The organism is Enterobacter sp. ENT02, assembly GCF_019219165.1.
Taxonomy (GTDB): domain Bacteria; phylum Pseudomonadota; class Gammaproteobacteria; order Enterobacterales; family Enterobacteriaceae; genus Enterobacter; species Enterobacter mori.
The window spans coordinates 255,915-278,235 of sequence record NZ_JAHUWD010000004.1; the positions used below are offsets into that span (position 1 = coordinate 255,915).

Genomic DNA, 22,321 nt, shown 5'->3' on the forward strand with positions numbered 1-22,321 from the left:
GGCGATCGGTAACACGATCGCCTTGCCACGCAAAGAACGGTACCTTCAGGTGCCAATGGGATGGTAAGGAGTTAATTGTGAAAAAGTGGTTATTAGCTGCAGGTCTCGGTTTAGCGATGGCAACTTCTGCTCAGGCAGCGGACAAAATCGCAATCGTCAACATGGGTAATTTGTTCCAGCAAGTTGCACAGAAAACGGGCGTTTCTGCGACGCTGGAAAACGAATTCAAAGGCCGTGCTAGCGAACTGCAACGTATGGAAGGCGACCTCCAGACTAAAATGCAGCGTCTGCAGCGCGATGGTTCTACCATGAAAGCAAGCGATCGCAGCAAGCTGGAAAAAGACGTAATGGCTCAGCGCCAGACCTTCTCCCAGAAAGCGCAGGCTTTCGAGCAGGATCGTCAGCGTCGTTCTAACGAAGAGCGCGGTAAACTGGTTACTCGCATTCAGTCTGCAGTTAAAGCTGTTGCTGCCGATCAGAGCATCGATCTGGTTGTTGATGCGAATGCCGTTGCTTTCAACAGCAGCGATGTTAAAGACATCACCGCTGATGTTCTGAAACAGGTTAAATAAGTAATGCCTTCAATTCGACTGGCTGATTTAGCTCAGCAGTTGGATGCAGAATTACACGGTGATGGCGATATCGTCATCACCGCTGTTGCGTCCATGCAATCTGCTAAAGCTGGCAACATCACTTTCATGGTAAGTCCTAAGTACCGTGAACACCTGGCTCAATGCCAGGCGTCTGCCGTTGTTCTGACGCAGGACGATCTTCCGTTTGCCACAGGCGCTGCTCTGGTAGTGACAAATCCCTACCTGACGTATGCACGCATGGCCCAAATTCTTGATACCACGCCGCAGCCGGCGCAGAACATTGCGGCTAGTGCCTCAATTGATCCGACGGCTCAGCTGGGTAACAACGTTGCAGTTGGTGCAAACGCTGTCATTGAATCCGGCGTTGTGCTGGGTGACAACGTGGTGATTGGTCCGGGCTGCTTTGTTGGTAAAAATACGAAGATTGGTGCAGGGTCCCGCTTGTGGGCCAATGTATCTGTCTACCATGAGGTTGAGATTGGCGAAAATTGCCTCATTCAATCCAGCACGGTGATTGGTTCTGACGGTTTCGGTTACGCCAACGATCGGGGTAACTGGGTTAAGATCCCACAGTTGGGTCGCGTGATTATCGGCGATCGTGTTGAGATCGGTGCCTGTACCACTATTGACCGCGGTGCGCTTGACGACACCATTATTGGCAATGGTGTTATCATTGATAACCAGTGCCAGATTGCACATAACGTTGTGATTGGCGACAATACCGCAGTTGCGGGCGGCGTGATCATGGCAGGCAGCCTCAAAATTGGCCGTTACTGCATGATTGGCGGTGCCAGCGTGATCAACGGCCATATGGAAATATGCGACAAAGTGACGGTGACAGGTATGGGCATGGTTATGCGTCCTATCACTGAACCTGGCGTCTATTCCTCAGGCATTCCGCTGCAACCGAACAAGGTCTGGCGTAAAACAGCTGCTCTGGTGATGAATATTGATGATATGAGCAAGCGTCTCAAAGCGATTGAGCGCAAAATCGATCAACAAGACTAAGCGTTCATCCGTTTAACGCTAATTTTCCCGGCCTGTCGGCTTTTTTATAAACCGGCAGGCCGTGTTATTATTGCTACTTAGTACATTTGACAGGAAGAGTATTTTGACTACTGACACTCATACTCTGCATATTGAAGAGATTTTAGAACTTCTGCCGCACCGCTACCCGTTTTTGCTGGTAGACCGTGTGCTGGATTTTGAAGAAGGTCGTTTTCTGCGCGCAGTGAAAAATGTCTCCGTTAACGAGCCTTTCTTCCAGGGACACTTCCCTGGTAAGCCGATCTTCCCGGGTGTGTTGATCCTGGAAGCAATGGCACAGGCAACCGGTATTCTGGCGTTTAAAAGCGTAGGTAAACTGGAGCCGGGTGAACTCTATTACTTCGCAGGTATCGATGAGGCGCGCTTTAAGCGTCCAGTTGTGCCTGGTGATCAGATGATCATGGAAGTCACTTTTGAAAAAACGCGTCGCGGCCTGACTCGCTTCAAAGGCGTAGCTCTGGTTGACGGCAAAGTTGTTTGCGAAGCGACGATGATGTGTGCTCGTAGCCGGGAGTCCTGATACGTGATTGATAAATCTGCCTTTATTCATCCTACTGCCATCGTGGAAACCGGTGCCATCATTGGTGCTAACGTCCACGTTGGCCCGTTCTGTATTGTTGGACCCCATGTCGAAATTGGTGAGGGTACAGTACTGAAATCTCACGTTGTGGTGAATGGTCACACGACCATTGGCTGTAATAACGAGATTTATCAGTTCGCTTCCATCGGTGAAGTTAACCAGGATCTGAAATATGCTGGTGAAGCTACCCGTCTGGAAATTGGCGATCGTAACCGTATTCGTGAAAGCGTCACCATTCATCGTGGAACAGTACAGGGCGGTGGGTTGACGAAGGTAGGCAGCGACAACCTGTTTATGGTTAATGCGCATATCGCGCATGACTGTACCGTGGGTGACCGCTGTATCCTCGCCAACAACGCAACGCTGGCGGGGCACGTATCGGTAGATGATTTCGCAATTATCGGTGGTATGACCGCAGTTCATCAGTTCTGCATCATTGGTGCACACGTGATGGTCGGCGGCTGCTCAGGTGTGGCGCAAGACGTTCCACCTTACGTTATTGCGCAGGGTAACCATGCCACGCCATTTGGCGTGAACATCGAAGGCCTTAAGCGCCGTGGCTTTAGCCGCGAAGCGATTACAGCCATCCGCAACGCGTACAAACTGCTGTACCGTAGCGGGAAAACGCTGGAAGAGGCGAAGCCGGAAATTGCCGAGCTGGCGAACAAACACCCTGAAGTGAACGCGTTCATGGAGTTCTTTGACCGTTCAACAAGGGGTCTGATTCGTTAATGGTCGACAGTCGTCCGCTTACGATAGCCCTGGTCGCCGGAGAAACCTCCGGCGATATTCTTGGTGCTGGTCTCATCCGCGCGCTAAAAGCTCGCGTACCTAATGCTCGCTTTGTGGGTGTTGCTGGCCCGCTGATGCAGGCTGAAGGTTGCGAAGCCTGGTATGAGATGGAAGAGCTGGCCGTGATGGGCATCGTTGAGGTGCTGGGGCGTCTGCGTCGCTTACTTCATATTCGTGCCGATCTCACCCGCCGTTTTACCGACCTCAAACCTGATGTGTTTGTCGGTATCGATGCGCCTGATTTCAACATTACCCTCGAAGGGAATTTGAAAAAGCAGGGGATCAAAACCATTCATTACGTCAGTCCGTCCGTCTGGGCGTGGCGACAGAAACGCGTTTTCAAAATCGGGAGATCCACCGATCTGGTGCTGGCTTTCCTGCCTTTCGAAAAAGCGTTTTACGACAGATTTAATGTTCCGTGCCGTTTTATCGGTCATACCATGGCGGATGCGATGCCATTGGATCCGGATAAAAACGCGGCGCGCGACGTACTGGGTATTCCCCATGACGTTCACTGTCTGGCGCTGCTGCCGGGCAGCCGCGGTGCTGAAGTTGAAATGCTGAGTGCCGATTTCCTCAAAACAGCGCAAATGCTTCGCCAGACCTATCCCGACCTTGAAGTGGTCGTGCCGCTGGTGAATGCCAAACGCCGCGAGCAGTTTGAGCGTATCAAAGCGGAAGTCGCCCCGGATCTTCACGTCCGTCTGCTGGACGGGAAAGGACGGGAAGCGATGTATGCGAGCGATGCCGCACTGCTGGCCTCCGGCACGGCGGCGCTGGAGTGTATGCTGGCGAAATGCCCGATGGTGGTCGGTTATCGCATGAAGCCGTTCACCTTCTGGCTGGCAAAACGTCTGGTGAAAACGGATTATGTCTCCCTGCCAAACCTGCTTGCCGGTCGCGAGCTGGTGAAAGAATTGTTGCAGGATGAGTGCCAGCCGCAGGCGCTCGCGGATGCACTGCTGCCGCTGCTGGCAAACGGCAAGACCAGCCACGAGATGCACGATACCTTCCGTGAACTGCATCAACTGATCCGCTGTAATGCTGATGAGCAAGCGGCTGATGCGGTGCTGGAGCTAGCAAAATGATGGAATTTGTTTATCCTCACACCCACCTTGTGGCGGGCGTGGACGAAGTGGGTCGCGGTCCGTTAGTGGGAGCTGTGGTCACCGCGGCGGTGATCCTCGATCCGGCTCGTCCCATTATCGGGCTGAACGACTCTAAAAAATTGTCCGAAAAGCGCCGGCTGGCGCTGTTTAGCGAGATTCAGGAGAAGGCGCTAGCCTGGAGCCTGGGGCGCGCTGAACCGCATGAAATAGACGAGCTGAATATTTTGCATGCCACGATGCTGGCGATGCAGCGTGCGGTTGCGAGTTTGAAAATTCCCCCTGAATATGTCCTGATTGACGGCAACCGCTGTCCGGCACTGCCAATGCCTTCAATGGCGGTCGTCAAAGGCGATAGCCGGGTCGCAGAAATCAGCGCGGCTTCTATTATTGCCAAAGTGACGCGCGATGCCGAAATGGCCGCGCTGGACCTGACTTACCCTCAGTACGGTTTCGCCCAGCATAAGGGATATCCCACCGCTTTCCATCTGGAAAGATTGGCTGAACATGGCGCAACCGAACATCACCGGCGAAGCTTTGGCCCGGTGAAACGCGCGCTGGGACGGGTGTCCTGAATCAATACGCAAGCAATTAAGTAACGCGGAATCTGAAGATGGCTGAACCACGTTTCGTACACCTGCGGGTGCATAGCGACTACTCCATGATCGATGGGCTGGCAAAGACCGGACCGCTGGTAAAAAAGGCGGCCGCGCTCGGCATGCCTGCGCTGGCGATCACCGATTTTACCAACTTGTGTGGCCTGGTGAAGTTCTACGGAACTGCGCATGGTGCCGGGTTAAAGCCAATTGTCGGCGCGGATTTTCATGTCCAGAGCGAGCTGCTCGGCGATGAAATGACGCAGATCTCCGTGTTGGCGATGAACAACACCGGTTATCAGAACCTTACCCTGCTTATCTCTAAAGCCTATCAGCGTGGATATGGTGCGATGGGCCCGTGGATCGACCGCGACTGGCTGGCAGAGCTGAACGAAGGCCTGCTGCTGATTTCCGGCGGTCGCATGGGCGATGTCGGCAAGTGTCTGCTGCGTGGCAACAGTGCGCTGGTGGATCAGTGCGTCTCGTTCTACGAAGAGTATTTCCCGGATCGCTACTATCTTGAGCTGATCCGCACCGGGCGTGCGGACGAAGAGAGCTATCTGCATGCCGCCGTGGCACTCGCCGAAGAGCGCGGTCTGCCTGTGGTGGCCACCAACGATGTCCGTTTCCTCGAAGCGGGCGATTTTGACGCACATGAAATTCGTGTGGCGATCCATGACGGCTTCACCCTCGACGATCCTAAACGTCCGCGTAACTACTCCTCTCAGCAGTATATGCGCAACGAAGAGGAGATGTGTGAGCTCTTCTCTGACATCCCGGAAGCGCTGGAAAACAGCGTTGAAATAGCAAAACGCTGTAACGTCACCGTGCGTCTCGGCGAGTACTTCCTGCCGCAGTTCCCGACGGGTGACATGACCACGGAAGATTTCCTGGTCGTAAAATCGAAGGAAGGCCTGGAAGAGCGTCTGGAGTTCCTGTTCCCGGATGAAGCCGTTCGCAAAGAGAAACGCCCACCGTACGATGAACGTCTGGATATTGAACTCCAGGTGATCAACCAGATGGGCTTCCCTGGCTACTTCCTGATCGTTATGGAGTTTATCCAGTGGTCGAAAGATAACGGCGTGCCGGTCGGACCGGGGCGTGGCTCCGGAGCAGGATCGCTTGTGGCCTATGCGCTTAAAATTACCGATCTCGACCCGCTGGAGTTTGACCTGCTGTTCGAACGTTTCCTTAACCCGGAACGTGTTTCCATGCCCGACTTTGACGTCGACTTCTGCATGGAAAAACGCGACCAGGTGATCGAGCACGTCGCCGATATGTACGGCCGTGATGCGGTATCGCAGATTATTACGTTCGGTACGATGGCGGCGAAAGCGGTTATCCGTGACGTCGGCCGCGTGCTGGGTCACCCGTACGGGTTTGTTGATCGTATTTCTAAGCTGGTGCCGCCCGATCCGGGCATGACGCTGGCAAAAGCGTTTGAAGCCGAACCTCAGCTGCCGGAAATCTACGAAGCCGACGAAGAAGTTAAAGCGTTGATCGACATGGCGCGCAAGCTGGAAGGCGTCACGCGTAACGCCGGTAAGCATGCGGGTGGCGTGGTTATCGCCCCGACCAAAATCACCGACTTCGCACCGCTATACTGCGATGAAGCGGGCCAGCACCCGGTTACCCAGTTCGATAAGAACGACGTAGAATACGCCGGGCTGGTGAAGTTCGACTTCCTTGGCCTGCGAACACTGACGATCATCGACTGGGCGCTGAAGATGATCAACCCGCGCCGGGAAAAGCAGGGCCTTGAGCCAATAGACATCGCTGCCATCCCGCTGGATGACAAAAAAAGTTTCGACATGCTGCAGCGCTCGGAGACTACCGCCGTCTTCCAGCTTGAATCCCGCGGCATGAAAGATCTGATTAAGCGTCTGCAGCCTGACTGCTTCGAAGATATGATCGCACTGGTGGCCCTGTTCCGTCCGGGCCCGCTGCAGTCGGGGATGGTAGATAACTTTATCGACCGTAAGCACGGGCGCGAAGAGATTTCCTATCCGGACGTTCAGTGGCAGCACGAAAGCCTGAAGCCGGTGCTTGAGCCAACCTACGGCATCATTCTGTATCAGGAACAGGTGATGCAGATTGCCCAGGTGCTTTCCGGCTATACCCTCGGCGGCGCGGACATGCTGCGTCGTGCAATGGGTAAGAAAAAGCCGGAAGAGATGGCCAAGCAGCGAGGCACTTTCGAAGAAGGCGCGAGAAAAAACGGCGTTGATGGTGAACTGGCGATTAAGATCTTTGACCTGGTGGAGAAATTCGCCGGGTACGGATTTAACAAATCCCACTCCGCCGCCTATGCTTTGGTGTCGTATCAAACGCTGTGGCTGAAAGCGCACTATCCTGCTGAATTTATGGCGGCGGTAATGACGGCCGATATGGACAACACCGAGAAGGTGGTTGGCCTGGTGGACGAGTGCTGGCGCATGGGGCTCAAGATCCTGCCGCCGGACATTAACTCGGGTCTCTATCACTTCCACGTCAACGACGACGGGGAGATCGTTTATGGGATCGGCGCGATCAAAGGCGTGGGTGAAGGGCCGATCGAGGCGATCATCGAAGCGCGTAACAACGGCGGGTATTTCCGCGAGCTGTTCGATCTTTGCGCTCGTACCGATACCAAAAAACTGAACCGCCGCGTGCTGGAAAAACTGATCATGTCCGGCGCGTTTGACAGGCTAGGGCCGCACCGCGCCGCGCTGATGAACTCGCTCGGCGACGCCCTGAAAGCGGCGGATCAGCATGCAAAAGCGGAAGCGATTGGTCAGGCGGATATGTTTGGCGTGCTGGCGGAAGAGCCAGAGCAGATTGAACAGTCATACTCCAACTGCCAGCCGTGGCCAGAACAGGTCGTACTGGATGGGGAGCGTGAAACGTTAGGCTTGTACCTGACGGGGCACCCAATCAACCAGTACATCAAAGAAATTGAGCGCTATGTCGGCGGACATAGGCTAAAAGACATGCATCCGACAGATCGTGGTAAAATCACCACGGCTGCGGGGCTCGTGATTGCTGCAAGGGTAATGGTCACCAAGCGCGGCAATCGTATCGGCATCTGTACGTTAGATGACCGTTCCGGGCGTCTGGAGGTGATGTTATTCACCGATGCGCTGGATAAATACCAGCACTTGCTGGAAAAAGACCGCATACTTATCGTCAGCGGACAGGTCAGCTTTGATGACTTCAGCGGGGGGCTTAAAATGACCGCCCGCGAAGTGATGGACATTGACGAAGCCCGGGAAAAATATGCTCGCGGGCTTGCTATCTCGCTGACGGACAGGCAAATTGATGACCAGCTTTTAAACCGACTCCGTCAGTCTCTGGAACCCCACCGCTCGGGGACCATTCCAGTACATCTCTACTATCAGAGGGCGGATGCACGTGCGCGGTTGCGCTTTGGTGCAACGTGGCGTGTCTCTCCGAGCGATCGTTTACTGAACGATCTCCGTGGCCTCATTGGTTCGGAGCAGGTGGAACTGGAGTTTGACTAATACAGGAATACTATGAGTCTGAATTTCCTTGATTTCGAACAGCCGATTGCAGAGCTGGAAGCGAAAATCGATTCTCTGACAGCGGTAAGCCGTCAGGATGAAAAACTGGATATTAACATCGACGAAGAAGTGCATCGTCTGCGCGAGAAAAGCGTAGAACTGACGCGCAAAATCTTTGCCGATCTCGGCGCATGGCAGGTGGCCCAGCTGGCACGCCATCCACAGCGTCCGTACACCCTGGATTATGTCCGCCTGGCGTTTGACGAATTTGACGAACTGGCAGGCGATCGCGCATACGCTGACGATAAAGCTATCGTTGGCGGTATCGCGCGTCTGGACGGACGCCCGGTGATGATCATTGGTCATCAGAAAGGTCGTGAAACCAAAGAGAAAATCCGTCGTAACTTCGGGATGCCAGCACCAGAAGGCTACCGTAAGGCCCTGCGTCTGATGGAGATGGCTGAACGGTTCAACATGCCTATCATCACTTTCATCGACACCCCGGGTGCGTACCCTGGCGTGGGCGCAGAAGAGCGCGGTCAGTCTGAAGCTATCGCGCGCAACCTGCGCGAGATGTCTCGTCTGAAGGTGCCGGTCATCTGTACCGTTATTGGTGAAGGCGGTTCCGGTGGTGCGCTGGCCATTGGCGTGGGTGATAAAGTGAATATGCTGCAGTACAGCACCTATTCCGTTATCTCCCCGGAAGGCTGTGCGTCCATTCTGTGGAAAAGCGCCGACAAAGCGCCGCTGGCTGCAGAAGCAATGGGCATCATTGCGCCGCGCCTGAAAGAGCTTAAGCTGATCGACTCCATCATCCCGGAACCGCTGGGTGGTGCGCATCGTAAGCCGGAAGTGATGGCCGCTTCCCTGAAAGCACAGCTGCTGGCTGACCTGGCGGATCTGGACGTGCTGAGCAAAGACGATCTGCTCAACCGTCGCTACCAGCGTCTGATGACCTACGGTTACGCGTAAGCTTCACAATTATCTGAAAAGCCGCACACTGTTGCGGCTTTTTTTATACCTGCGGTTTAGCCGGACTATGCTTAGCTAATGTTTTTTAAGGAGGAAGCCCATGAATATCATTGCCATTATGGGGCCACACGGCGTCTTTTATAAAGATGAGCCGATTAAGGAGCTGGCGCAAGCCCTACAGTCGCGCGGGTATCAGCTAATCTGGCCGCACAACAGCGCCGACCTGCTGAAGTTCATCGAGCATAATCCGCGTATCTGTGGCGTGATCTTCGACTGGGATGAATATGACCTCGAACTGTGCAGCGATATCAACAAGCTGAACGAATATCTCCCGCTTTACGCGTTTATCAATACCCACTCAACCATGGACGTCAGCGCCAATGATATGCGAATGGCGCTGTGGTTCTTTGAATATTCGCTCGGCGTGGCGGAGGATATTGCGACCCGCATTCAGCAATATACCGGTGAATATCTCGATAACATTACGCCGCCGTTTACCCGCGCGCTATTCACCTACGTCAAGGAAGGCAAATATACCTTTTGTACGCCAGGCCATATGGCGGGAACGGCCTATCAAAAAAGCCCGGTGGGCTGCCTGTTCTATGATTTCTTTGGCGGCAACACGCTGAAAGCGGACGTGTCGATTTCAGTCACCGAATTAGGCTCTCTGCTGGATCACACCGGTCCGCATCTGGAGGCCGAAGAGTATATTGCCCGCACCTTTGGTGCTGAACAGAGCTATATGGTGACCAACGGCACCTCGACCTCGAACAAAATCGTCGGGATGTACGCTGCCCCTGCAGGCAGTACCTTGCTGATTGACCGCAACTGTCATAAATCGCTGGCGCATCTGCTGATGATGAGCGACGTCGTGCCGCTCTGGCTGTCACCCACGCGCAACGCGCTCGGTATTCTTGGCGGCATCCCGCGTCGTGAGTTTACGCATGACGCCATAGAAGGTAAGGTCGCGGCGATCCCCGGCGCGAGCTGGCCTGTTCACGCGGTGATCACTAATTCCACCTACGACGGCCTGCTGTACAACACCAACTGGATCAAGCAGACGCTGGATGTGCCGTCGATCCACTTTGATTCAGCGTGGGTGCCGTACACCAATTTCCACCCGATTTACGCCGGTAAAAGCGGTATGAGCGGCGAGCGGGTGCCGGGCAAAGTGTTCTTCGAAACGCAGTCGACGCATAAAATGCTGGCTGCTTTTTCGCAGGCTTCGTTAATTCACATCAAAGGTGAGTACGACGAAGATACGTTTAACGAAGCCTTTATGATGCACACCACTACCTCGCCGAGCTATCCGCTGGTGGCTTCGATTGAAACGGCCGCGGCGATGTTGCGCGGCAATCCGGGCAAACGCCTGATCAACCGCTCGGTGGAGCGCGCGCTGCATTTCCGCAAAGAAGTTCAGCGGCTGAAAGATGAAGCCGACGGCTGGTTCTTTGATATCTGGCAGCCGGAAGAGATTGATGAAGCAGAATGCTGGCCCGTCTCGCCCGGCGAAGACTGGCATGGTTTCCGGGATGCCGATGCCGACCATATGTTCCTCGATCCGGTCAAAGTGACGATCCTGACGCCGGGCATGGACGAGCAGGGCATTATGGGTGATGAAGGGATCCCCGCCGCGCTGGTGGCGAAGTTCCTGGACGAGCGCGGCGTGGTGGTGGAGAAAACCGGGCCGTATAACCTACTGTTCCTGTTCAGCATTGGGATCGACAAAACCCGCGCGATGGGGTTGTTGCGCGGCCTGATGGAGTTTAAGCGCGCCTACGATCTCAACCTGCGGGTGAAGAACATGCTGCCGGATCTCTACGCGGAGGATCCTGACTTCTATCGTAATATGCGCATTCAGGATCTGGCTCAGGGGATCCACAAACTGATCCGCCAGCACGACCTGCCGCGTCTGATGTTGCAGGCGTTTGATGTCCTACCGGAAATGAAACTCACGCCACACAAAGCGTGGCAGCGGCAGGTGAAAGGCGAGGTGGAAACCATCGAGCTGGAGAATTTGGTCGGGCGGGTGTCGGCCAACATGATCCTGCCTTATCCGCCGGGTGTTCCGCTTTTAATGCCCGGTGAGATGATCACCGAAGAGAGTCGTGCGGTGCTCGATTTCTTGTTGATGCTCTGCTCTGTCGGACGCCATTATCCGGGCTTTGAGACCGATATCCACGGTGCGAAGCGCGATGAACAGGGCGTGTACTGGGTGCGAGTCCTAAAATAAAGGTGACCGCTTGCAAGGTGCGGGTTTTCGGTTGTAACGTTCAGGCATCATAAAAAGGAGAAGATATGCTGGGTTTAAAAGCTGTTCATCATATTGCGATTATTGCGACCGATTACGCGAAAAGTAAGTCCTTCTATTGCGATATCCTTGGCTTTACGCTGCTCAGTGAGGCTTACCGCGAGGAGCGCGACTCCTGGAAGGGCGATCTGGCGTTAAACGGGCAGTATGTGATTGAGCTGTTCTCATTTCCTTTTCCGCCTGCGCGTCCTTCCCGCCCGGAAGCCTGCGGCCTGCGCCATCTGGCCTTTAGCGTTGATGACCTTAATAGCGCGGTCAAGCATCTGGAATCGCACGGCGTGATGTGCGAAGCGATACGCGTCGATCCGTTCACCGACAAGCGTTTTACCTTTTTCAGCGACCCCGATGGCCTGCCGCTGGAGCTTTACCAGCAGTAATCGCCATCATGTGTGATAATGCCCTCTTAGTCCGGGCATTTTTTATGTGTAATTTCCTATGACCTCACCCGCTATCGCACAAGCCGTTTCACCGTTCCGCCAGCTGCTGGTGGGGTTTAGCGGTGGGCTGGATTCCACCGTTTTGCTCCATCGCCTTAAGCTCTGGCGTGACCAGGTGTCTGACGTCCAGCTCCGGGCGATACATATCCATCACGGGTTAAGTCCTCATGCTGATGCATGGGGAGCGCACTGTGAAGCCCTCTGTGAGGCGTGGAGCATTCCGTTGAGGGTTGAACGCGTGATTCTCCACGAGGAAGGGCTGGGCATTGAGGCGCAGGCGCGCAAGGCCCGCTATGCCGCTTTTGCTCGCGCCTTACGACCCGGTGAAGCACTCGTTACGGCGCAGCATCTTGACGATCAGTGCGAAACTTTTTTACTTGCGCTTAAGCGGGGCAGTGGTCCGGCGGGGCTATCCGCCATGCCTGAGCGCGCGCGTTTTGCCGGAACCGAATTAATCCGCCCGCTGCTGGGTGAAACACGTGCTTCTCTTGAATCCTGGGCGCATGGATATCAGCTGAGCTGGATTGAGGACGAAAGCAATCAGGACGACAGCTACGATCGTAACTTCCTGCGTCTGCGCGTCTTACCGTTACTGACCGAACGCTGGGAGCACTTTGCTGCAGCGACGGCCAGGAGCGCCACGCTCTGTGCCGAGCAGGAGAGCCTGCTGGATGAGTTGCTGAGTGAAGAGCTGGCCGAGCTGATTTCCTCTGAGGGTGCGCTGGCAATTGCGCCGCTGGAAGCGATGAGTGCGGTACGCCGTGCTGCAGTTTTACGCCGCTGGTTGGCCTCTCATCATGCCGTCATGCCGTCGCGAGCAATGCTCGGCAGAATATGGGATGAAGTGGCGCAGGCGCGAGAAGATGCCACACCGAGCGTTTATCTGAACGGCTTCGAGGTCAGGCGCTATCAGGGCAAACTGTGGTGGGTTAAATCCCGTTCTTCTCTTTCTGATGTTGTTCTCGACTGGCCCTGCGTGGTGGAAGCGCTGACATTACCCGCTGGCGCGGGTAGTGTATCCCTGACGAATGCCGGTCACGTGCGTCTGCCAGAAGCGGATGAGCCCGTTACGGTGCGTTTTAAAGCCGGTGGTTTGCTGCATATCGTCGGGCGTAATGGCGGACGAAAGCTGAAGAAAATCTGGCAGGAGAACAATGTGCCGCCCTGGCTGCGCGATACCACGCCGCTACTGTTTTATGGTGAGACGCTTATTGCCGCTGCGGGCGTGTTTATCACTGAAGAAGGGTGGGCAGAAAAGGGCGTTTCGTTTGAGTGGAATGCGTAACGGGCAGCCGGGCTGCCCGTGAGTGTCATCAGGATTCGCTTACCACAACGGTACCGATTTCCGGGTGGCTGAAGCTGGCAATTTTGTCCAGACGAAGCTCGCGCGTCGCGCCGGCATCTTCCACTATAAGATATTCCACATTCTTACGCGAAACCAAATCGCTGGCTTTCGCCTTCAACACTTCGCCATCTTTTAGCTCCAGCGTCAGTATTAAATGATGCTGGCAGGCGAGTTCGAGGTTGTCATAGTCATCACAATTGATGGGTTGATAAGTATCATTCATCGACATAATCGCTCACCAGTAAATTCGCCGCAGCATACGCTGCTTTTTCCCTGACCGACTCTGAAAGGCTCTCATCAGAGGCCACTTCATTAAGCACCTTCAATACACAGCCCAACGCGTCCGGGACATATCCCAGATCGCCGCTGGCGATTTCCGCATACCGTTTGCGAATTAACTCACAATAATTATTCACATCCCCTCCCGCCAGCGCACTGACTTACTGTGAGATATCATTAAGCCTACGAAGATAAACTCGGTTTAGCAAGGTGACTATACCATACTCATTTAAGCAATATCAGCGCCTTGATAGCGCACTATTCATCACCTCGTAACAGCGTTTTGCTCCGGTTTTCGCTACAATGTCCGCCTGAATCGAAAGGAGTTCTCTGATGGCGCTGAAAGCGACAATTTATAAAGCTGTGGTCAATGTGGCGGATCTTGACCGCAACCAGTTCCTTGATGCGTCATTGACGCTGGCGCGTCACCCCTCTGAAACCCAGGAACGCATGATGCTGCGCCTGCTGGCGTGGATTAAATACGCCGACGAGCGTTTGCAATTTACGCGTGGTTTGAGTGCGGAAGATGAACCCGAAGCCTGGCTGCGCAACGATCATCTCGGTATCGATTTGTGGATTGAGCTTGGCCTGCCGGATGAGCGCAGGATTAAAAAGGCGTGCACCCAGTCCGCTGACGTGGCGTTATTCGCGTATAATCAACGCGCTGCGGAGATCTGGTGGCAGCAAAACAAGAGCAAGTGCGGACAGTTTAAAAATCTCACCGTCTGGTATCTGGATGATGAGCAGCTGGCGCAACTGAGCGAGTTTGCTGGCCGAACGATGGTCCTGCAGGCGACGATTCAGGACGGTGCGATCTGGCTTTCTGATTCTCAGAATAATCTGGAAATCCATTTGACGGCGTGGCAACCGGCGTCATGATTGTTTTGTCCCGAAACGTCAGCATTCCGGATAACGAGCTGGAGATCACTGCCATCCGGGCGCAGGGCGCGGGCGGTCAGCACGTTAACAAGGCCTCAACGGCTATCCATTTGCGCTTTGACATTCGGGCCTCCAGCCTGCCAGAGTATTATAAAGAAAGTCTGCTTGCCGCCAGCCATCATCTGATCACCAGCGATGGCGTCATTGTGATTAAAGCGCAGGAGTACCGCAGCCAGGAGTTAAACCGGGAAGCGGCAATTGCGAGGCTGGTGGCGATGATTAAAGAATTAACGACAGTGCAGAAAAGCCGTCGGGCAACGCGGCCCACACGTGCATCGAAAGAGCGTCGGCTATCGTCAAAGGCGCAGAAATCCACAGTGAAAGCACTACGCGGTAAAGTTCGTCGCCCTACAGAGTGACGAAAGGGAACACACTTTTCATAAGGAATTCATTGTGAAAAAAGTATTATGGTCAGCGCTGGCAGTGAGTACGCTGTTTGCGCTTTTTGGGTGTAACAACCGTTCGGAAACGCAGGTATTACAGCCTACGCAAACGGAAGAATTAAAGCCGATGCAGCAGAGCTGGCGTGGCGTATTGCCTTGTGCGGACTGCGAGGGCATCGAAACATCCCTGTTCCTGCAAAAAGACGGCACATGGGTAATGAACCAGCGCTATCAGGGCGCGAAAGAGCCTTCTTCGTTTGGGTCTTACGGCACCTGGGCACGTACGGCTGAGAAGCTGGTCCTGACGGATACGACCGGGGAGAAAACCTGGTTCCGCCCTAAAGGTGACAGCATGGAAATGCTTGACCGTGAAGGCAATCCTATTGAGTCTCAGTTCAATTACACGCTAGCCCCGGTAAAAGCGGCACTGCCTGCCACGCCAATGGCGATGCGAGGAATGTATTTCTACATGGCAGATGCGGCAATCTTCACCGATTGCGTCACCGGTAAGAAAGTCAGCGTGGCAAACAATGCTCAGCTGGAGCGTGATTACGCCGTGGCGCGCGGCAACGACAGCAAGCCGGTTCTGCTGACGGTGGATGGTCACTTTACCCTGGAGCCGAACCCGGACAGCGGTGAGATGGTGAAAACACTGGTGGCCGATAAAGACGCGAAATTTGTTGCAGGTAAAAACTGCGACAGTAAATAGGCTGACGTAGCGCCATTAAAAAACCCCGCCGGAGCGGGGTTTTTTGTTTCTTAACCTTTAATGGCTTTCACCAGGTAATCAAGAATGTCGCCAGTCTTGATCATCTGTTTCTCGCCGCTGCGACGGTATTTGTATTCAATCTCGTCGCTGTCGAGGTTACGGTCGCCGATGACAACGGTGTGCGGAATACCAATCAGTTCCATATCAGCAAACATCACGCCAGGACGCTCTTTACGGTCATCCATCAGCACGTCGATGCCCTTGGCGCGCAGCTCAGCGTAAAGTTTTTCCGCCAGTTCCTGCACGCGGTAAGACTTATGCATGTTCATTGGCAGAATCGCAACCTGGAACGGCGCGATGTTGTCAGGCCAGACGATGCCTCGCTCGTCGTAGTTTTGCTCGATAGCCGCAGCAACTACGCGCGTTACACCGATACCGTAGCAGCCCATTGTCAGAACCTGGTTACGGCCATCTTCGCCCTGAACGGCAGCGTTCATCGCGCGGGAGTATTTATCGCCCAGCTGGAAGATATGACCCACTTCGATACCGCGCTTGATCATCAGCGTACCCTGGCCGTCCGGGCTTGGATCGCCTGCGACCACGTTACGGATGTCAGCTACTTCTGGCGTCGCCACGTCGCGATCCCAGTTGATGCCGAAGTAGTGCTTACCGTCGATGTTTGCACCAGCAGAGAAGTCGCTCATTGCGGCAACCGTGCGGTCAATAACAACCGGAACGGGCAGATTGACTGGACCCAGTGAACCTGGACCCGCATTCACAACGGCGCGGATTTCCGCTTCCGTGGCGAAGGTCAGCGGGCTGGCAACCTGCGGCAGCTTCTCGGCTTTCACTTCGTTCAGCTCGTGATCGCCACGGACCAGCAGGGCAACCAGCGGGTATGCGCTACCTTCGGTGGATTTTACCAGCAAGGTTTTTACCGTTTTCTCAATCGGCAGGTTGAACTGTTCAACCAGCTCGGCGATGGTTTTCGCGTTTGGCGTATCAACCAGCTTCATCTCTTCGGTGGCAGCAGCGCGTGGCGTTTTTGGTGCCAGTGCTTCAGCAAACTCGATGTTTGCCGCGTAATCAGAGGAGTCAGAGAAGATCACATCGTCTTCACCACTCTGTGCCAGTACCTGGAACTCATGGGATGCACTACCGCCAATAGAACCCGTATCAGCCTGCACCGCACGGAAATCCAGACCCATGCGGGAGAAGATTTTGCTGTACGCAGCGTACATGGCGTCGTAAGTCTCTTGCAGCGATTCCTGAGAAGTATGGAAAGAGTAGGCATCTTTCATCAGGAATTCGCGAGAGCGCATGACGCCAAAGCGTGGACGCACTTCGTCACGGAATTTGGTCTGGATCTGGAAGAAGTTCAGCGGCAGCTGTTTGTAAGAGCTCAGCTCATTACGGATCAGGTCGGTAATGACTTCTTCATGCGTTGGGCCGAGGACAAACGGACGATCGCCGCGATCGGCAATACGCAGCAGTTCCGGACCGTACTGCTCCCAGCGACCGCTCTCCTGCCACAGTTCAGAGGGCTGAACGACCGGCATTAACACCTCGATAGCACCGGCGTTGTTCATCTCTTCACGCACGATGTTTTCGACTTTTTTCAGGACGCGCACGCCGGTCGGCAGCCAGGTGTATAACCCGGAGGCCAGCTTGCGGATCATCCCGGCGCGCAGCATCAGCTGATGGCTGATCACTTCGGCGTCGGCAGGTGTCTCCTTTAAAGTGGAGAGCAGATATTGGCTAGTACGCATGTTGTTACGGTTCCGTTTCGACGAGTAGGGCTGGCTTAAAGGCCAACCTGACACAAAAAAAGTGGTTTAGTTTACCAGTGTGGCAAAGATGCCAAAAGAGAGGAGGTTAAAATTACCTGGGTTCCAGGGCAAACACTTCAAAACCTGCCCCGGTTACGCGCCAGCGCACGTTAAAATCCAGTAGCCAGACGGCATAGGTTTTACCGGCTTCCTCTTCTTTTCGGTAGGCGGGACGAGGGTCCTGCGCCAGTACTTCAACGATAAAGTCCCGAAGATGGGGATAACGCTTTTCGAGCTGATGTATCTGGACGGTGAGCTCAGGCGTGAAGTGTACCGGCATATCGGCCTGTGGGGCGTCCTGAGCATAACTTGCCCGGGCGTCCGGTAGCGCTTCAGCGAAAGGCAAATACGGCTTGATGTCGATAACCGGCGTGCCATCCACCAGGTCAAGACTGCCTAACTCGAGGATCACTTGATCCTTCTGACAGCGTATACCTTTCAGTTCAACCAGCGACATGCCGATGGGGTTGGGACGAAAGGTCGAACGGGTGGCGAAAACACCCATTCTTGCATTTCCTCCCAGACGAGGAGGGCGCACCGTAGGGCGCCAGCCACCTTCCATGGTCTGGTGAAACACAAAGACAACCCACAGGTGGCTGAAGGCGTCGAGCCCGCGTACCGCATCGGCCTGATTGTAGGGCGCGATCAGATGAAGCTCGCCGCCGCCCCGTGTCACCAGACCGGGCTGGCGCGGTACGGCGAATTTCTCTTTATAAGGAGAGTGGATAACGCCTATTTGCTCAAACTGAAATGCACTCATTTCGCCGTAATGTTTAGTGCAGAACCGATACAAACAGCCTGACGATAACATCCTGGCGTACCGCTGGTCACTTCACAGCTGTGCAGCAGCACCGCGTTGGCTTTCATTTTGGACGCGTTAATCTGCATACGCTTGCGGGCCGTTGGAATGTTTGGAGGAGAGTCCTGATTCGTTGCCTGGCAGGATTCGCCGCTCACTTCACCCAGTTCACGGAATGGCTTGCCCACGAGATCGTCGGCTTTAGTGATAATGCGTACCGGTGCAGGGCGAGGCGCTTTCGGTTTTGCTGGCTCCGCTTTTGGCGGGGTTGCTGTGCTTTGAACAGGTTCAACAGGAGATCTGCTTAGCATAGAACAGCCGCTCAGCATGAGTGCTAAGAGACAGATCGGTAAAGCACGCATAATAGTTCCTCAATGGATAATCAAAACAACGGATATTGAATCAGTTGCCTGCATAAATGACAAGACGGGCATAAGCCCGTCCTGATGATATTACACTGAGAGGAGATTACCAGCCTTTAACAGCACCGCCGTTAAACACCTTGTTGGCTTCCTGGTAAACTTCGTCAGACTGATAAGCCTGAACAAATTTCTTCACGTTTTCCGCGTCTTTGTTGTCTTCGCGAGTCACGATCAGGTTGACGTATGGGGAGTCTTTATCTTCAACGAAGATGCCGTCTTTCGCAGGGGTCAGGCCGATCTGGCTGGCGTAAGTGGTGTTGATCACCGCCAGTGCGATCTGTGCATCGTCAAGTGAACGTGGCAACTGTGGTGCTTCCAGCTCAACCAGTTTCAGATTTTTCGGATTCTCGATAACGTCCAGTGCAGTCGGCAGCAAACCCACGCCGTCTTTCAGTTTAATCAGGCCCACTTTCTGCAGCAGCAGCAGGGAGCGACCGAGGTTTGTTGGGTCGTTAGGGATCGCAACCTGGGAGCCGGGCTGCAGTTCATCAAGCGATTTGATTTTTTTCGAGTAACCGGCAATTGGGTAAACGAAGGTGTTACCGGCCGCAACGAGCTTGTAGCCGCGATCTTTGATCTGCTGATCCAGGTATGGTTTGTGCTGGAAGGCGTTGGCGTCAATATCGCCTTTGCTCAGCGCTTCGTTCGGCAGCACGTAATCGTTGAAGGTTACCAGCTCAACGTCCAGACCATATTTTTCTTTCGCCACTTTCTGCGCAACTTCAGCAACCTGCTGCTCAGCACCCACGATAACGCCCACTTTAATGTGGTTTGAATCTTTTTCGTCCTGACCGCAACCCACCAGTGCCAGAGAGCCGATCAGCGCGCCTACCGCTGCAAGGGTCTTTAATTTAAACGCCATGTTTTATCCTTAACTCGTCGAGTTTGTGTTGTGTGTAACGTTATTTGTGAGTAACAGCCCGGACGATGCGATCGCCAGAGAATTGGATTAAGTAAACCAGCACAACCAGCAATACCAGAACGGTATTCATTACGGTAGCGTTATAACCAATATAGCCATATTGATAGCCGATCTGGCCTAAACCGCCAGCACCGACTGCGCCACCCATCGCGGAATAGCCGACCAGCGTAATAAGCGTAATGGTCGCTGCGTTCACCAGGCCAGGCAACGCTTCAGGCAGCAGCACTTTGCGTACGATCTGCATCGGCGTTGCGCCCATTGCGCGGGAGGCTTCGATCAGACCGGTTGGGATCTCCAGCAGGGCGTTTTCCACCATACGGGCGATAAACGGCGCTGCACCTACGGTTAGCGGAACGATGGCCGCCTGCAGACCGATAGACGTTCCGACGATCACGCGGGTAAACGGAATCATCCATACCAGCAGGATAATGAACGGGATAGAACGGAAGATATTCACCAGCGCAGAGAGGGTGCGATACAGCTTCGCGTTCTCAATGATTTGACCCGGACGCGTCACGTACAGCAGGACGCCGACCGGCAGACCAATCACAAAACCAAAGAAGCCCGATACAAAGGTCATTGCCAGCGTTTCCCAAACGCCGCGAACCAGCAGCCACATCATCGGCTCAGACATAACCCAGTACCTCTACTTTTACATGGTGTTCTTGCAGCCAGGCAATCGCCGCCTGGGTTTCTTCTTGTGTCCCGTGCATTTCCGTCAGCATGATGCCGAACTTCACGCCACCGGCGTAATCCATCTGCGCGCTAATGATGTTGTTGTTCACGTTAAAGCGACGGGCAGTTTCGGAAAGTAATGGAGCGTCAACGGACTGACCGGTGAATTCCATACGCAGCATTGGGACGCTGTCTGCCGTTGCTTCTGTTTTCAGACGTTCCAGATAATCTTCCGGAATATCCAGATGCAGCGTGGACTGAATAAACTGCTGCGCCAGCGGAGTTTTCGGATGCGAGAACACTTCACTTACCGTGTCCTGCTCGATCAGTTCACCGTTACTGATGACCGCCACGCAGTCACAGATGCGTTTCACCACATCCATTTCGTGCGTAATAAGGAGGATCGTCAGGCCCAGGCGACGATTAATATCTTTCAGCAGTTCCAGAATCGAACGAGTGGTCGCCGGGTCCAGTGCGCTGGTCGCTTCATCGCACAGCAGCACCTTAGGATTACTTGCCAGCGCGCGGGCAATGGCCACACGCTGTTTCTGCCCACCGGACAGGTTCGCCGGGTAGCTATCATGTTTATCGCCCAGTCCCACGAGGTCGAGCAGTTCGGTGACGCGACGCTGCACTTCTTCTTTAGGCGTGTTGTCCAGCTCCAGCGGTAATGCGACGTTACCGAAAACGGTACGGGAAGCCAGCAGGTTGAAGTGCTGGAAGATCATGCCAATCTGGCGGCGTGCTTTAGTGAGTTCTTTCTCTGAGAGGGCGGTAAGCTCTTGCCCGCCAACTTCAACGCTGCCCTGGGTTGGACGCTCAAGCAGGTTAACACAACGGATAAGTGTACTTTTACCTGCACCCGATGCGCCAATGACGCCATAAATTTGACCAGCAGGAACATGCAGGCTGACATTGTTCAACGCCTGAATGGTTCGGTTCCCCTGCTGGAACACTTTGGTGATATTGGAAAGTTTAATCATTAGATTATTTTTATCATATGTAAGTTAGCCGTGGCATTTTGTTCTGCCAGATACGGGTGATGACCGTAAACAAAACGGATGTTAAGGCATCCAGACGTCTAAATCAATCCAACTCTGTGCGATGAGCACTTTATTGCGCTGCGATTCATGAGATACTAGCGGAACATGCCTTTTTCAGGAGCAAACCGGTGGCAAAATCAGTACCCGCAATTTTTCTCGATCGTGATGGCACTATTAATGTGGATCATGGTTACGTCCATGAGATTGATGAGTTCGAGTTTATCGAGGGCGCAATAGATGCCATGCGCCAGCTGAAAGAGATGGGTTATGCGCTGGTGGTTGTGACTAACCAGTCCGGTATTGCACGCGGTAAATTCACCGAAGCGCAGTTCGAGACGCTGACGGAATGGATGGACTGGTCGCTGGCCGATCGCGGTGTGGATCTCGACGGCATCTATTATTGTCCGCATCACCCGCAGGGAACGGTAGAAGAGTATCGCCAGACCTGTGATTGCCGTAAACCGCATCCGGGGATGTTCATCTCTGCGCAGGAATTTCTGCACATTGATATGGCTGCCTCTTATATGGTGGGCGATAAACTGGAAGATATGCAGGCAGCTGCTGCTGCGGGGGTTGGGACCAAAATATTAGTTCGCACCGGTAAGCCAGTGACGCCAGAAGCAGAGAATGCAGCAGATTGGGTAATTAATAGTCTGGCAGACCTGCCTGAAGAGATTAAAAAGCACCAAAAATAGCCTTTTTGGTGAAAAGGTGAGCGGTCGAAATAAAAATGCATATTTCCGCTTGTCATTCCTCGGCGGCTCCCTATAATGCGCCTCCATCGACACGGAACATGTGAATCACTTCACAAACAGCCGGGTCGGTTGAAGAGAAAAAATCCTGAAATAACGGGTTGACTCTGAAAGAGGAAAGCGTAATATACGCCACCTCGCAACGGTGAGCGAAAGCCGCGTTGCACTGCTCTTTAACAATTTATCAGACAATCTGTGTGGGCACTCAAAGTGACATGGATTCTTAATGTCTTCGGACAATAAATGAATACCAAGTCTCTGAGTGAACATACGTAATTCATTACGAAGTT

The 22,321-nt window shown here is 53.9% G+C and carries 23 protein-coding genes; 15 read left to right on the forward strand and 8 right to left on the reverse strand.

Features of this window, described 5'->3' with window-relative positions:
* The first annotated feature begins 77 nt into the window (after positions 1 to 77).
* The 11 genes from skp (at position 78) to tilS (ending at position 13,219) form a co-directional block, all read left to right on the forward strand.
* A complete protein-coding gene (gene skp, locus KW829_RS15740) occupies positions 78 to 572 on the forward strand; it encodes a molecular chaperone Skp (RefSeq protein WP_010426710.1) in 495 nt (164 codons plus the stop codon).
* A 3-nt stretch (positions 573 to 575) separates the two neighbouring features.
* Positions 576 to 1,601: a UDP-3-O-(3-hydroxymyristoyl)glucosamine N-acyltransferase gene (gene lpxD, locus KW829_RS15745; protein ID WP_010426709.1), complete on the forward strand. Its 1,026-nt coding sequence runs from the start codon at positions 576 to 578 to the stop codon at positions 1,599 to 1,601.
* A 103-nt stretch (positions 1,602 to 1,704) separates the two neighbouring features.
* Positions 1,705 to 2,160, forward strand: a complete 456-nt coding sequence (gene fabZ / locus KW829_RS15750) for a 3-hydroxyacyl-ACP dehydratase FabZ (protein ID WP_010426706.1) — start codon at positions 1,705 to 1,707, stop codon at positions 2,158 to 2,160.
* 3 nt (positions 2,161 to 2,163) lie between these two features.
* Entirely contained in the window at positions 2,164 to 2,952 is a 789-nt protein-coding gene (gene lpxA, locus KW829_RS15755; RefSeq protein WP_010426704.1) for an acyl-ACP--UDP-N-acetylglucosamine O-acyltransferase, read from the forward strand.
* The gene (lpxB, locus tag KW829_RS15760) at positions 2,952 to 4,100 is read left to right on the forward strand and encodes a lipid-A-disaccharide synthase (RefSeq protein WP_214594859.1); all 1,149 of its coding nucleotides are present in this window, start codon (positions 2,952 to 2,954) and stop codon (positions 4,098 to 4,100) included. The genes lpxA and lpxB overlap by 1 nt, the downstream gene beginning before the upstream one ends.
* Entirely contained in the window at positions 4,097 to 4,693 is a 597-nt protein-coding gene (rnhB, locus tag KW829_RS15765) for a ribonuclease HII (protein ID WP_218308581.1), read from the forward strand. The genes lpxB and rnhB overlap by 4 nt, the downstream gene beginning before the upstream one ends.
* Positions 4,694 to 4,731: 38 nt before the next feature.
* Positions 4,732 to 8,214: a DNA polymerase III subunit alpha gene (gene dnaE / locus KW829_RS15770; protein ID WP_089599133.1), complete on the forward strand. Its 3,483-nt coding sequence runs from the start codon at positions 4,732 to 4,734 to the stop codon at positions 8,212 to 8,214.
* A 12-nt stretch (positions 8,215 to 8,226) separates the two neighbouring features.
* Positions 8,227 to 9,186, forward strand: a complete 960-nt coding sequence (accA, locus tag KW829_RS15775) for an acetyl-CoA carboxylase carboxyl transferase subunit alpha (protein ID WP_023310466.1) — start codon at positions 8,227 to 8,229, stop codon at positions 9,184 to 9,186.
* 100 nt (positions 9,187 to 9,286) lie between these two features.
* Positions 9,287 to 11,419: a lysine decarboxylase LdcC gene (locus KW829_RS15780; protein WP_218308582.1), complete on the forward strand. Its 2,133-nt coding sequence runs from the start codon at positions 9,287 to 9,289 to the stop codon at positions 11,417 to 11,419.
* Between the two features lie 65 nt (positions 11,420 to 11,484).
* Positions 11,485 to 11,874: a VOC family protein gene (locus KW829_RS15785; RefSeq protein WP_010426691.1), complete on the forward strand. Its 390-nt coding sequence runs from the start codon at positions 11,485 to 11,487 to the stop codon at positions 11,872 to 11,874.
* Between the two features lie 58 nt (positions 11,875 to 11,932).
* Positions 11,933 to 13,219 (forward strand): tRNA lysidine(34) synthetase TilS, encoded by a 1,287-nt coding sequence (gene tilS, locus KW829_RS15790; protein ID WP_218308583.1) that lies wholly within the window; start codon positions 11,933 to 11,935, stop codon positions 13,217 to 13,219.
* A 28-nt stretch (positions 13,220 to 13,247) separates the two neighbouring features.
* Here tilS and rof read toward each other — a convergent pair whose 3' ends face one another.
* Positions 13,248 to 13,508: a Rho-binding antiterminator gene (gene rof / locus KW829_RS15795; RefSeq protein WP_010426685.1), complete on the reverse strand. Its 261-nt coding sequence runs from the start codon at positions 13,506 to 13,508 to the stop codon at positions 13,248 to 13,250.
* A complete protein-coding gene (locus KW829_RS15800) occupies positions 13,495 to 13,695 on the reverse strand; it encodes a YaeP family protein (RefSeq protein WP_008501889.1) in 201 nt (66 codons plus the stop codon). The genes rof and KW829_RS15800 overlap by 14 nt, the downstream gene beginning before the upstream one ends.
* A gap of 196 nt (positions 13,696 to 13,891) precedes the next feature.
* Here KW829_RS15800 and KW829_RS15805 point away from each other — a divergent pair, with 196 nt between their 5' ends.
* The 3 genes from KW829_RS15805 to nlpE are packed head-to-tail and all read left to right on the forward strand — an operon-like array spanning position 13,892 to position 15,589.
* Positions 13,892 to 14,437 (forward strand): YaeQ family protein, encoded by a 546-nt coding sequence (locus KW829_RS15805; RefSeq protein WP_010426674.1) that lies wholly within the window; start codon positions 13,892 to 13,894, stop codon positions 14,435 to 14,437.
* Positions 14,434 to 14,856, forward strand: coding sequence for an alternative ribosome rescue aminoacyl-tRNA hydrolase ArfB (gene arfB, locus KW829_RS15810; RefSeq protein WP_089599130.1), 423 nt, complete (start codon positions 14,434 to 14,436; stop codon positions 14,854 to 14,856). The genes KW829_RS15805 and arfB overlap by 4 nt, the downstream gene beginning before the upstream one ends.
* 34 nt (positions 14,857 to 14,890) lie before the next feature.
* A complete protein-coding gene (nlpE, locus tag KW829_RS15815; protein WP_100165436.1) occupies positions 14,891 to 15,589 on the forward strand; it encodes an envelope stress response activation lipoprotein NlpE in 699 nt (232 codons plus the stop codon).
* Positions 15,590 to 15,639: 50 nt separating this feature from the next.
* On the opposite strand, the gene proS is transcribed toward nlpE, so the two are convergent.
* The 6 genes from proS to metN form a co-directional block, all read right to left on the reverse strand.
* Entirely contained in the window at positions 15,640 to 17,358 is a 1,719-nt protein-coding gene (gene proS, locus KW829_RS15820) for a proline--tRNA ligase (RefSeq protein ID WP_010426668.1), read from the reverse strand.
* Positions 17,359 to 17,470: 112 nt separating this feature from the next.
* Positions 17,471 to 18,178: a tRNA (N6-threonylcarbamoyladenosine(37)-N6)-methyltransferase TrmO gene (tsaA, locus tag KW829_RS15825; protein WP_010426666.1), complete on the reverse strand. Its 708-nt coding sequence runs from the start codon at positions 18,176 to 18,178 to the stop codon at positions 17,471 to 17,473.
* Complete coding sequence (gene rcsF, locus KW829_RS15830; RefSeq protein WP_010426664.1) at positions 18,175 to 18,579, reverse strand: Rcs stress response system protein RcsF; 405 nt, start codon at positions 18,577 to 18,579, stop codon at positions 18,175 to 18,177. Before rcsF ends, tsaA begins: the two co-directional genes overlap by 4 nt.
* A gap of 106 nt (positions 18,580 to 18,685) precedes the next feature.
* Positions 18,686 to 19,501: a methionine ABC transporter substrate-binding lipoprotein MetQ gene (gene metQ, locus KW829_RS15835; protein WP_218308584.1), complete on the reverse strand. Its 816-nt coding sequence runs from the start codon at positions 19,499 to 19,501 to the stop codon at positions 18,686 to 18,688.
* 40 nt (positions 19,502 to 19,541) lie between these two features.
* Positions 19,542 to 20,195: a methionine ABC transporter permease MetI gene (locus KW829_RS15840; RefSeq protein WP_003856130.1), complete on the reverse strand. Its 654-nt coding sequence runs from the start codon at positions 20,193 to 20,195 to the stop codon at positions 19,542 to 19,544.
* The gene (gene metN, locus KW829_RS15845) at positions 20,188 to 21,219 is read right to left on the reverse strand and encodes a methionine ABC transporter ATP-binding protein MetN (RefSeq protein WP_010426657.1); all 1,032 of its coding nucleotides are present in this window, start codon (positions 21,217 to 21,219) and stop codon (positions 20,188 to 20,190) included. Before metN ends, KW829_RS15840 begins: the two co-directional genes overlap by 8 nt.
* Before the next feature lie 188 nt (positions 21,220 to 21,407).
* Between metN and gmhB the strand changes: the two genes are divergently transcribed.
* On the forward strand, positions 21,408 to 21,974 hold the full coding sequence (gene gmhB / locus KW829_RS15850; protein WP_218308585.1) for a D-glycero-beta-D-manno-heptose 1,7-bisphosphate 7-phosphatase: 567 nt from the start codon (positions 21,408 to 21,410) through the stop codon (positions 21,972 to 21,974).
* The last annotated feature ends 347 nt before the right edge of the window (positions 21,975 to 22,321 follow it).